This is a genomic window from Burkholderia cepacia complex sp. TUM26381, from assembly GCF_057439935.1.
The window spans coordinates 1,036,562-1,047,955 of the sequence record NZ_CM172007.1; the positions used below are offsets into that span (position 1 = coordinate 1,036,562).

Genomic DNA, 11,394 nt, shown 5'->3' on the forward strand with positions numbered 1-11,394 from the left:
CACGGTTGCCTGGGTGGGAGGTCTAACCTCGTCCGGAGATTGAAATGAACAGCAACAGGATCAAGGTGGCATGCGCGGCAATGTTCGCGATGACCACGATCGGTGCCCAGGCGCAAACTGCCGACTCGACTTCGAGCGCGCAGTCCTCGACGTCGTCGACGGCGATCAGCCAGGGCGGTGGCTCGAGCATGAACACGAACACCACGAGCTCGCGCGGCGGCAATGCCACCAGCTCCAGCGGGGTGCGCGGCAGCGGCAATTCGAGCGTGAACGTGAACGTGACGATGCCGTCCAGCACGAGCGGCGGCTCGAACGTGACGCCGCAGAGCGTTAGCTCGCTGGCTTCGTCCGGCGCGCCAGGCACCAACCCGTACAACACCCAGACATCGGAAAACGTCAACTACTCGGGCACGCAGACGATCAAGACCAACCCGGCGATCCAGGCGCCCGGCCTCACGACCACGCTGTCCGACACTTGCATGGGCTCGGTGAGCGTTGGCGTGTCGTTCCCGGGGTTCGGCGCGACGGGCGGCACGACGCTGGTCGACCAGGCTTGCGTCCGGCGTCTCGATGCGCGTGAATTCCGTGCGATGGGCCTGACCGACGTCGCGCTCGCGCTGCTGTGCCAGAGCGATGCGAACCGGCGCGCAGTGGAAGCGACCGGCCACCTGTGCCCGGGCACGACCGCGCCGCTCGCGCGTTCGAACGTGGCGCCGAGCGTCGAAGCGACCGTCGCCGACGACGTGAAGTATCGCGACCCGATCGTGCGCGACCGGATGGGCTTGCCGCCGCTCGGTTCGGCCGCGCCGGCTCCGGCTCCGGCGCCGACGCGTCCGATCCAGACGACGTCGGTGCAGGCGGCGCCCGTCCCGGTCCCGGTGCCTGTCCCGGTACCGGCGGTCGCGCCGGTTGCTGCCGCTCCGGCCGTCGCAGCGCCGGCCGTCGCCGCAGCCGCACCGGCAGTCGCGGCGCCAGCCGTTGCCGCCGCCGCACCGGCAGTGGCTGCGCCGGCAGCAGCAGCACCTGCGGTTGCCGCGGCACCTGCTGTCGCAGCTGCCCCGGCTGTTGCCGCCGCGCCCGCAGCCGCGGTCGTACCGGCGGCCGCAATGGCAGCCGTGCCGGCCGCGGCCGTGATTGCCGCGCCGGCGGTTGCCGACAAGGCATCGCAAGCGCCTGCCACGCCGGTGGCCGACACGAAGGCTCCCGAGCCTGCGCAGCCGGTTGCCGACGCGAAGGCGCCGGAGGCCGCACAGCCGGTAGCCGACACGAAGGCGCCGGAGGCCGCACAGCCCGTAGCCGACACGAAGGCGCCGGAGGCCGCACAGCCGGTAGCTGACGCGAAGGCACCGGAGGCCGCACAGCCCGTAGCCGACACGAAGGCTGCCGAGCCCGCCCAGCCGGTTGCCGACACGAAGGCACTCGAGCCCGTGCAGGCCGTCGCCGACAAGGCACCGGAGCCGATGCCGGCCGCGACCGACAACGCAGCGCAGGCCGCCGGCGAACCCGTTGCGGAACCGATGCCGGCAGCTGCCGTCGTCACGGCGCCGGCAGCCGAAGCAAAGGCTGCCGAGCCGGCCCCGCAAGCGGTTGTCGAAGCGCCCGCTCAGGAAGCCGCTCAGCCTGCCGCCGCCGCGGCGCCTGCCGACATGCCGGCAGCCGACGCGAAGGTGCCGGACGCGGTCGAATCCGCTGCCGCACCGGTTGCGCCGTCCGCCGACATGCCCGCGTTGACCGATCCGGCGCAGGCATTGCCGCCGGCTACGGTCGACCAGCAGGCCGCACCGGCTGCACCGGTCGCGCCGGCGCCGGCCGTCATCTCGACGAGCACGTCGTCGTGAGCACGCGGGGCCGTCTTCCGTGCGACCGGGATGCCGGTCGCACGGGAGCCGTACGGCCCGATGCCCGACAGTCTTTTCCTGTTTGACAGGTGTTGGTCCCATCCCCGAGGTCAACACCTCTTTTTGCCTGACGAGGATGCAAGGAGGCCTCAATCATGAGGATCTTTTTGGTCGCTTTGCTGCTGGTCAGCGTGCAAGCCGCTGCGCAGTCCGTTTTCCAGAATCCCGCGGTGTTCGTCATCCTGAGCGAGCAGACGGCTGCGAATGCCGTGAGCGTCCAGCAGGCGCTGTCGACGCTCGGCCGCCCCGACAACACGGCATGCGCGCCGATGATGATGGTCGGCGATCCGCAGATGATCTACATGATGCCCGAGGAGGGGCACGCGCCGTCGTGGCAATCGCCGGTGTATGGCCGCGGCGCACCGTTCGAAGCGCAGAACGGGCCGTCGCCGACCGGCAAGACGGTCGGCGCGATGCAGCACGCCGAGGACATGCAGACGCAGCCGTGGAGCGACGGCAGCGCGATCACGCAGAAGATCGCCGGCGAGTCGAACGTGACGGCGGCGGACCGCGTGAGCGACTGGCAGCGCAACGGGCTCGACAAGATCGAGACGGCCCGCGCGGCTGACGTGACGGTCAATGGCAAGACCTACCGTGCCTATCGCGACGATCTCAACCGATCGGCGAAGCCGGTCATCGAGCCGCAGATCTACACCCAGCGCGTCGTGTTCTGCCGATAACGAAACATCGATTCGAGGACGGGGCGGCGCGGCGCCGCGCCGCGGGACCACGGAGCCCCGCCACACACAAGCCGGCAACGGCCGCCCCGATATACAACCCTACGCGGCGAGGCCATCGTGAACTATTGCTGCCAGCTCAGCGTGTCAGGCCCGCAGGATGTCGAACGGGACGCCGGTGCGCTGCCGTTCGTCGCCGTCCGGCGCAACCATGTCGCGCCGTCGCGGCCGCTCGTCTACCTGTCGCAGCAACACGATGCTGCGCTCGTCGACTGTCTCGCGTTGCGCGGCTGGGACGTGTGGCGTGCGAAAACCGTTGCGGACGCACTGAATCTCGTCAAGGCGAACCGCCCGCATGCGGGCATCGTCGATTTCGCAAGCTTCGCGTCACCGGATGTCGCGTCGTTCGAGACGCTGCTGCGTGACTCGCGCGTCGGCTGGATCGCACTCGCCGACGGCGAGCGGCTGCGCGACATCACGATCGCGCGCCTGATCCGCCATTGCTGTTTCGACTACGTGCGCAACGCGACGGCCTACACGACCATCGGCTATCTCGTCGGCCATGCATACGGGATGCTGAAGCTCGCGGACGGCGACCCGGCCCCGGAGGCTGCGCCGCCCGGCAGCGCGATGATCGGATCGTGCGATGCGATGCGCCGGCTGTTCGCGACGATCCGCAAAATCGCGAACACGGAGGCGACCGTGTTCATCGCCGGCGAATCCGGCACCGGCAAGGAGCTGACGGCGGCGGCGATCCACCGCCAGTCGTCGCGTGCCGACGCGCCGTTCGTCGCCGTGAACTGCGCGGCGATCCCGCCGACCCTGTTGCAGGCCGAGCTGTTCGGGCACGAGCGCGGGGCGTTCACGGGCGCGCACCAGCGCAAGATCGGCCGCATCGAGGCTGCGCACGGCGGCACGCTGTTTCTCGACGAGATCGGCGACATGCCGTTCGAGAGCCAGGCGAGCCTGTTGCGGTTCCTGCAGGAAGGCAAGATCGAGCGGCTCGGCGGGCATGCGTCGATTCCGGTGGACGTGCGGATCGTGTCGGCGACCCATGTCGATCTCGAGGCCGCGATGCAGGCCGGGCGGTTCCGCGCCGACCTGTACTACCGTCTGTGCGTGCTGCGCATCGACGAGCCGCCGCTGCGCATGCGCGGCCGCGACATCATGCTGCTCGCCGACGACGTGCTGCGGCGCTATCACGGCGACGGCTCGTACCGGATTCGCGGTTTCACGCCGTGCGCGATCGAGGCGATCCACAACTATCCGTGGCCCGGCAACGTGCGCGAGCTGATCAACCGGATCCGCTTCGCGGTCGTGATGACGAACGGTCCGCTGATCTCGGCCGCCGACCTCGAACTGCACGCGTATACGTCGCAGCACCCGCCGACGCTCGCGCAGGCGCGCCGGCAGGCCGAACGGCACGCGATCGAGAAAACGCTGCTGCGCCACCGCCACCAGCATGCGGAGGTCGCCGCGGAGCTGGGGATCTCGCGTGCGACGCTGTACCGGCTGATGACCGCGCACGGGCTGCACGGCTGACGCGCCGTGGCGCGCGTTCGCTCAAGACCGTGCGCCGGCGGCCGTTAAGACGTGAAATGACCCGTTCGGCCCGCGCGCATCGATGCGCGCGGCCGGCACGCGGCGCATCACGCTTATCCGAGGTTTATCGTGGCAGAGTGCAGTCACTGCGGCAGGACGTTCCTGGCCGGCGGCCGGTCGATCGGCCGCCGCCGCTATTGCAGCCCGGTGTGCGCGCAAGCGCATCCGATCGTGGTCGAGGCCGAACGGGTGCCCGACGCCAAGGTCCGGCAATACGTCGACGACTGTCGCTATGGGCCATGCCCGATCTGTTTGCGCGAAGGGCGGCCGGTCGACGTCCACGCGTCGCATCGCGTCGTGTCGCTGGTGTTCGTCACGCGCTGGGCCACGCGACGCCACGTATGCTGCCGCCGCTGCGGCCGCAAGAAGCAGGCGGTCGCGCTGCTCGCATCGGCCACGCTCGGCTGGTGGGGGCTGCCGTGGGGCATCGTGCTGACGCCGATCCAGCTCGCGCGCAACCTGCTTGGCCTGGCCGCGCGCGATTCCGAGGTCGCGACGCAGCAACTGGAGGAACTCGTGCGGCGCAAGCTGGCCGCACGCCGGCTCAGACGTGCGGAGCAGGGCACCGGCGCCTGACCGCGCGTGCCGGCGCGCCGCGCGCGCTCACGCAGGCCGTTCGAAGCCCGATGCGACCCAGCGTTCGGCGCTGGCCTTGTTCAGCTTGAACCCGGCCGACACCTTCGCGTCGGCCAGCAGCTCGCCATACGGATCGAATGCCTTGAGCTGCGCATACGGCTCGAACTCGTCCGGCACGATGTCGAGCGTCACCGACACATCCTGCCCGGCTTCGTCCTGGACCGTCACTTCCTTGTGCAGCATCGCGCGGCGCTGCTGTTCGTGCCGCATCAGCACTTCGGTCGCGGTCTTCACGAGCGTGCGGAACGCGTTCGCATCCATCGGCTTCGGATTCTTCTTGTCGCGGCCCATGGTCCACGGCCCGACCAGCGCGGGCTCGGACTCGCCGTCCTTGGTCATCTCGACGGCCCAGCCGTCGTCGTCTTCGTTCTTGATGATGCGGGCCGTCCAGCCGTTGTCGCGCCAGAGGCCGTCTTCGTGGATGGAGGTGTCGTCGGATTGCAGGTCGGAATCGGTCATGAGGAAAACGGGGAGTGCGGGCAGCCGGCGAAAGGGCGGTGGCGCGCGGCCGGGCATCGGCGCGTCGCTTGCCGCCGGTCGCCCGGGATGGCATGCAAAAGGGCGATTTTACCTGCTGACCGGCCGCGCGGCGCGCAAAGCCGGCCGTCAGGCCGATGCCGCGCCGGCCGACCGGCGACTGCCGACCGCTGAGCCCGCGTGAATATCAAACTCGTATTACGTCCCCGACGGCCGATTCGTATGCCGTCCGATATCCCGTCCGTGCGCAGGTTCATAGAATCGACGTTCAGGCTAAAAATCGCCTGAACGTCCTTTAAACGCTCAACCGGTCGCGCGCGTTTCGTGCGGCGCGGCCGGTGAACCACCAGGAATTGCGCATGAGGAAATTCAATGTTCGCATCGTCTTCGCGTACGACTGGCCGTTGACGCTGGCCGGCATCGAGCAGATCGCAGGGAGCACCTGCGCGATCGAACTCGTCGCCGTGTACCGGAGCGCGGCCGAACTGGTCGCGTCGCTCGGCGGCGTCGACTGCGATGTCGTGCTGGTCGATTATGCGATTCGCGGCGACGCGCAGATGGACGGCCTCGCGCTGTTCGACTGGCTGCGGCGCACGCGGCCGAACGTCGGGATCGTCGCGCTGGTCGCGAACGAGAACCCGCTGATCTTCCGGTCGATCCTCGCGATCGGCGGCGTGAGCGTCGTCAGCAAGTTCGACGAGGTCGGCCACATCGTCACGGCGATCCATTCGAGTTACAGCGGCGGGACGTACCGGTCCCCGTCCGTCCGGCGCGCGGTCGACGCGCTCGGCGAGCGGGGCGCGGCGCCCGTGAAGCTGTCGGCGCGCGAGATCGAGGTGATTCGCCTGTATCTGTCGGGCGTGCCGATCAAGACGATCGCGCAGCGCCTGAGCAAGGGCAAGCAGACGGTCAGCGCGCAGAAGATCAGTGCGATGAAGAAGCTCGGCGCGAACAACGACGTCGAGCTGATCCAGCGGGCGGCGGGGTTGGGGCTGGGGCGCAGCGAGGGCGCGCTGCAGACCGGCGGCGCGGCGTGAGCGCGCGCGCGCCGGGCGGGCGCCGTCAGGCCGGCAGCGCGAACCGCGTCACGGCGTCGCGCAGCGCTTCGGCCTGATCGCGCAGCGAGTGCGCGGCCGCCGCCGCCTGTTCGACGAGCGCCGCGTTCTGCTGCGTGACCTGGTCCATCTCGCCCACCGCGCGATTGACCTGCTCGATCCCGGCGCTTTGCTCGCGCGACGCGTGGCTGATTTCGTCGAGGATCTCGTTCACCCGCCGCACCGACTGTACGATCTCGGCCATCGTCTCGCCCGCGTGCGTGACGAGCGTCGCGCCGTGTTCGACCGTCTCGTTCGACGACACGATCAGCGACTTGATCTCCTTCGCCGCCGTCGCCGAACGTTGCGCGAGCGAACGCACTTCGGCCGCGACCACCGCGAAGCCGCGGCCCTGTTCGCCCGCACGTGCCGCTTCGACGGCCGCGTTCAGCGCGAGGATGTTGGTCTGGAACGCGATGCCGTCGATCACGCCGATGATGTCGCCGATCTTGTGCGAACGGTCGGTGATTTCGTTCATCGTGCGCACGACGTCGTCGACCACCTCGCTGCCGCGCGTCGCGACTTGCGCGGCCTGGCCGGCGAGCGATGCGGCCTGCGCGGCGCTGTCCGCGTTCTGCTTCACGTTCGCGGTCATCTGGTCCATGCTCGACGCGGTCTGCACGAGCGCGGCCGCCTGCTCCTCGGTGCGTTGCGACAGGTCCGTGTTGCCGGACGCGATCTCGCTCGCGCCGACGTTGATGTTCTCGGTGCCCATCCGCACGCGCGACACCATGTCGATCAGCCCGCCCTGCATCGTGTGCAGCGCATGCAGCAGGCTGCCGCGATCGTCCTGCTTCACGGTCACGCGCGCGGTCAGGTCGCCCTGCGCGATGCGCTGGGCGGCGTCGAGCGCCACCTCGAGCTCGCCGCCGAGGTTCGCGCGCACGCTCTTCAGCACCAGCACCATCACGGCCGTCGCGATCGCGCCGAGCACCGCGGTCATCGCGAACCAGCGGCCGATGCTCTCGAGCACCGCCGTGCGCACGTCGTTCATGTACATGCCCGTCACCAGGTACCAGTCCCACGGTGCGAAGCGCTGCACGGCGCTGGTTTTATCCTGCGGCTTGTCCGCGCCCGGTTTCGGCCACAGATACTCGACGAAGCCCTTGCCGCCTTCCGCGTTGCCGGCCTTCACGATCTCGACGAACAGGTGCTTGCCGTTCGGATCGGTGAAATTCGACACGTCCTTGCCGTTGAGGTCGGACTTGATCGGGTGCATCACGATCACCGGTTTCGAATCGTTGATCGAGATATAGCCGTCGGCGCCGTAGCGCATCGCGGCGATCGCCTCGAGCGCCTTCTGCTTCGCATCGGCTTCCGGCATCGCGTTCTGCTGCGACAGCTTGTAGTAATGGTCGGTCACGCTCGCGGCCTGCGCGACCAGCGACGCAAGCTGGTCGCGGCGGTCCGCGATCATCGAGGCGCGTGTCTGCCATGCGCCGAGCCCGGCGATGACGAGCAGGCCGAGCCACAGGATGACGATCATCGAGGCGAGTTTCTGATTCAGGGAAAGGTTGCGCATGGTATGTGGTCGGTCAGTCGAGGATGCTCGCCGGGGCGGCGTGACGGGGTAAGTATCTTGACGGCGCCGGGCGCACATCGCCGTAGACGGGTTATCCCTAGGAACCGGTACCTGCCCGATGCCTTCGATGCCGAAAGGGGTATCTATGCATATGCATAACGGGCATCGCTATACTGTCGGGCAATTGCGTTCGCGCCGCGCGCCCGGGTTGGCGCCGGCACGGCACTGAACGAAACCGAAAGGAGGCAACGATGCGGATTCTGGTGGTAGGGGCCGGCGCGGTCGGCGGATACTTCGGCGGCCGGCTGGCCGCGGCGGGACGCGACGTGACGTTCCTGGTGCGTGACGGCCGCGCGGCTGCGCTGGCGCGCGACGGGCTGCTGATCCGCAGCCCGCGCGGCGACCTGACGCTTGCGAACGTGCAGACCGTGCGCGCGGCCGATGCGGACGCCGGCGTCGCGCCGTTCGACCTCGTGCTGCTGAGCTGCAAGGCGTACAGCCTGGACGACGCGATGCTCTCGTTTGCCCCGTTCGTCGGCCCGCAGACGCTGATCCTGCCGATGCTCAACGGCATGCGCCATCTCGACGTGTTGCGCGACCGCTTCGGCGCGACGCAGGTGCTCGGCGGGCTCTGCGTGATCGCGGCGACGCTCGATCGCGAGCAGCGCATCGTGCACCTGAACGACACGCACGGCGTGTCGTTCGGCGAACTTGCCGGCGGCGAATCGCCGCGCGTGCGCGCAGTGGCCGACGTGCTCGGCGGCGCGGGCTTCGACGCGACGCTCAGCGACAGCATTGCCGCGCGGATGTGGGAGAAGTGGGTGTTCCTTGCGACGCTCGCCGCGAGCACGTCGCTGTTCCGCGGCTCGGTCGGCGACATTCTCGCCGCGCCGGACGGCCGCCGCCTGCTCGAAACGATGCTCGCCGAATGCAGCGCGATCGCCGAACACAACGGCCACCGGCCCGACCCGACGGCGATCGAGCGGATGCAGAGAATGGTGCTGACGCCGTCGCCGCTGACCGCGTCGATGCTGCGCGACGTCGAGAACCATGCGCGCGTCGAAGCCGATCACGTGATCGGCGACCTGCTCGCGCGGTGCGACCCGCAGGCGGCCGACGCGCTGTCGCTGCTGCGGATCGCGTACAACCACCTGAAGGCGTACGAGGTGCGCACGGCACGCGAGCACGCGGCCGCGTAACGCCGGCGCGGACGGCCGCCCGGCCGTACCGCGCTGCACAAATTTGCCGTGCGGCGCCGTTTGTGGCCGGATTGCGCAAAAAAGTATCGGAAATCAGGCGTAAAGTTGGTGGAGCCGCGCGCTCGATCGACCTACATTGCTTCCCATGCGACCGGTCGCGGTGCCGCGCGAAACACGCGGCACACGCGCGCACCGCCGAACTGGCCGGCCAGCGATACATGGGAATGGAGACGCCAACATGATGCACCCCGATCTCGAAGTGGTCGAAGTGCGACGCGACGAGTCGTTCAAGGTCTGGTCGCACGGCTATCCGTATCGCACGATCCGCTGGCATTTCCATCCCGAATTCGAGCTGCACCTGATCGTCGCGACCCGCGGCAAGTATTTCGTCGGCGACCACATCGGCTCGTTCGGCCCGGGCCATCTCGTGCTGCTCGGCCCGAACCTGCCACACAACTGGGTCAGCGACATGGCCGAAGGCGAGACCGTCGAGCGCCGCAATCTGGTGATCCAGTTCGACCCGGCGTTCGTGCGCCGCTGCATGGACGCATTCCCCGAATGCCGCGACGCGCAGGCGCTGCTCGACGATGCGCGTCGAGGGGTTGGCTTCGACGCCGCGACGAGCGCCGCGATCGCGCCGCTGTTCGACGAGCTGCTGGCCGCACGCGGCATGCGCCGCATCGCGCTGTTCATGACGATCCTCGAACGGTTGTGCGGCGCGGCCGAACGCACGCTGCTCGCGAGCCCCGCGTACGACCAGGCCGACGTCACGCCGACGCGGCTCAGCCACGCGCTGTCGTATATCGGCAAGAACCTCGCGTCCGAGTTGCGCGAATCCGATCTCGCGCAACTGACCGGGCAGAGCGTCAGCACGTTCTCGCGTGCGTTCCATCGCCAGACGGGCATGCCATTCGTCCAGTACGTGAATCGTCTGCGGATTGAGTCCGCGTGCCAGATGCTGCTCGCCGACGACGCGAACATCACCGACATCTGCTTCCAGGCCGGCTTCAACAACGTGTCGAACTTCAACCGCCAGTTCCGCGCGGTGAAGGGGATGGCGCCGTCCGAATTCCGTGCGCTGCAGCGCCTGAACGCGCGCAGCCGCGACCTGGCGCTGCATGCGGCGCCCACCGGCAACCCGATGCCGCCGCGCGTGCTGACGCCCGGTGCGCCCGAGCTCGCGCCGCAGCCCGGATGATCGCCGGGCTGACGCCCGCCTGAATTTTCCCTGCCGTTTCACCCAGCCGATCGCGTCGCTCACGTCGCGAGGGGCTCACTCACCCACGAAAAAGCTGCACACAATCGGAGACACCGTCATGACGCACGCATCGCCCGCCTCATCCCCCCGTCGCGCCGCCCGCATGGCGGCCGTTGCCGCGCTCGCCGTCGCGGCCCTGCTGCCGGCCGCCGCCGCGCAGGCCGCGCCGTTGCGCATCGGCATGACGTTCCAGGAACTGAACAACCCGTATTTCGTGACGATGCAGAAGGCGCTGAACGATGCGGCCGCATCGATCGGCGCACAGGTCGTCGTGACCGACGCGCACCACGACGTCAGCAAGCAGGTGAGCGACGTCGAGGACATGCTGCAGAAGAAGATCGACATCCTGCTCGTGAACCCGACGGATTCGACCGGCATCCAGTCGGCGATCACGCAGGCGAAGAAGGCCGGCGCGGTAGTCGTGGCCGTCGATGCGAACGCGAACGGCCCGGTCGATTCGTTCGTCGGTTCGAAAAACTACGACGCGGGCGTGATGTCGTGCGAATACCTCGCGAAGGCGATCGGCGGCAGCGGCGAGGTCGCGATCCTCGACGGCATTCCGGTCGTGCCGATTCTCGAACGCGTCCGCGGCTGCAAGGCCGGGCTCGCGAAATTCCCGAACGTGAAGCTCGTCGATACGCAAAACGGCAAGCAGGAGCGCGCAACCGCGCTGTCGGTCACCGAAAACATGATTTCCGCGCATCCGAACCTGAAGGGCATCTTCAGCGTGAACGACGGCGGCTCGATGGGCGCGCTCGCTGCGATCGAGGGTTCCGGCAAGGACATCAAGCTGACGAGCGTCGACGGCGCGCCCGAGGCGATCGCCGCGATCCAGAAGCCGAATTCGAAGTTCATCGAGACGACCGCGCAGTTCCCGGCCGACCAGGTACGCATCGCGCTCGGCATCGCGATCGCACGCAAGTGGGGCGCGACGGTGCCGAAGGCGATCCCGGTCGACGTGAAGGTCGTCGATCGCGGCAACGCGAAGGGCTTCAGCTGGTGAACGACGAGCGACGCGACGCGACGGGCGG

At 68.7% G+C, this 11,394-nt stretch carries 11 protein-coding genes; 8 read left to right on the forward strand and 3 right to left on the reverse strand.

Features of this window, described 5'->3' with window-relative positions; translation table 11 throughout:
- Positions 1 to 22: 22 nt before the first annotated feature.
- Positions 23 to 298: a hypothetical protein gene (locus tag ACWMMN_RS21425; RefSeq protein WP_226196253.1), complete on the reverse strand. Its 276-nt coding sequence runs from the start codon at positions 296 to 298 to the stop codon at positions 23 to 25.
- Between ACWMMN_RS21425 and ACWMMN_RS21430 the strand changes: the two genes are divergently transcribed.
- From ACWMMN_RS21430 to ACWMMN_RS21445, 4 genes are all read left to right on the forward strand, one after another.
- Complete coding sequence (locus ACWMMN_RS21430) at positions 285 to 1,838, forward strand: chemotaxis protein CheA (RefSeq protein ID WP_486423921.1); 1,554 nt, start codon at positions 285 to 287, stop codon at positions 1,836 to 1,838. The two genes, ACWMMN_RS21425 and ACWMMN_RS21430, sit on opposite strands and share 14 nt — an antisense overlap.
- Positions 1,839 to 1,993: 155 nt before the next feature.
- The gene (locus ACWMMN_RS21435) at positions 1,994 to 2,578 is read left to right on the forward strand and encodes a hypothetical protein (RefSeq protein WP_256086123.1); all 585 of its coding nucleotides are present in this window, start codon (positions 1,994 to 1,996) and stop codon (positions 2,576 to 2,578) included.
- 141 nt (positions 2,579 to 2,719) lie between these two features.
- Entirely contained in the window at positions 2,720 to 4,117 is a 1,398-nt protein-coding gene (locus ACWMMN_RS21440) for a sigma-54 dependent transcriptional regulator (RefSeq protein ID WP_059240941.1), read from the forward strand.
- Between the two features lie 129 nt (positions 4,118 to 4,246).
- Complete coding sequence (locus ACWMMN_RS21445; protein WP_059239780.1) at positions 4,247 to 4,753, forward strand: hypothetical protein; 507 nt, start codon at positions 4,247 to 4,249, stop codon at positions 4,751 to 4,753.
- Positions 4,754 to 4,780: 27 nt separating this feature from the next.
- Here ACWMMN_RS21445 and ACWMMN_RS21450 read toward each other — a convergent pair whose 3' ends face one another.
- Positions 4,781 to 5,272 (reverse strand): hypothetical protein, encoded by a 492-nt coding sequence (locus ACWMMN_RS21450; RefSeq protein WP_059239782.1) that lies wholly within the window; start codon positions 5,270 to 5,272, stop codon positions 4,781 to 4,783.
- A gap of 377 nt (positions 5,273 to 5,649) precedes the next feature.
- On the opposite strand from ACWMMN_RS21450, the gene ACWMMN_RS21455 reads away from it, so the two are divergent.
- Positions 5,650 to 6,327, forward strand: coding sequence for a LuxR C-terminal-related transcriptional regulator (locus ACWMMN_RS21455; RefSeq protein WP_059239784.1), 678 nt, complete (start codon positions 5,650 to 5,652; stop codon positions 6,325 to 6,327).
- A gap of 25 nt (positions 6,328 to 6,352) precedes the next feature.
- Here ACWMMN_RS21455 and ACWMMN_RS21460 read toward each other — a convergent pair whose 3' ends face one another.
- A complete protein-coding gene (locus tag ACWMMN_RS21460; protein ID WP_059239786.1) occupies positions 6,353 to 7,906 on the reverse strand; it encodes a methyl-accepting chemotaxis protein in 1,554 nt (517 codons plus the stop codon).
- A gap of 251 nt (positions 7,907 to 8,157) precedes the next feature.
- Here ACWMMN_RS21460 and panE point away from each other — a divergent pair, with 251 nt between their 5' ends.
- The 3 genes from panE (at position 8,158) to ACWMMN_RS21475 (ending at position 11,366) form a co-directional block, all read left to right on the forward strand.
- The gene (gene panE, locus ACWMMN_RS21465; RefSeq protein WP_486423922.1) at positions 8,158 to 9,105 is read left to right on the forward strand and encodes a 2-dehydropantoate 2-reductase; all 948 of its coding nucleotides are present in this window, start codon (positions 8,158 to 8,160) and stop codon (positions 9,103 to 9,105) included.
- A gap of 238 nt (positions 9,106 to 9,343) precedes the next feature.
- Positions 9,344 to 10,303: an AraC family transcriptional regulator gene (locus tag ACWMMN_RS21470; protein ID WP_486423923.1), complete on the forward strand. Its 960-nt coding sequence runs from the start codon at positions 9,344 to 9,346 to the stop codon at positions 10,301 to 10,303.
- A gap of 118 nt (positions 10,304 to 10,421) precedes the next feature.
- Positions 10,422 to 11,366 (forward strand): substrate-binding domain-containing protein, encoded by a 945-nt coding sequence (locus ACWMMN_RS21475; RefSeq protein WP_059239792.1) that lies wholly within the window; start codon positions 10,422 to 10,424, stop codon positions 11,364 to 11,366.
- The last annotated feature ends 28 nt before the right edge of the window (positions 11,367 to 11,394 follow it).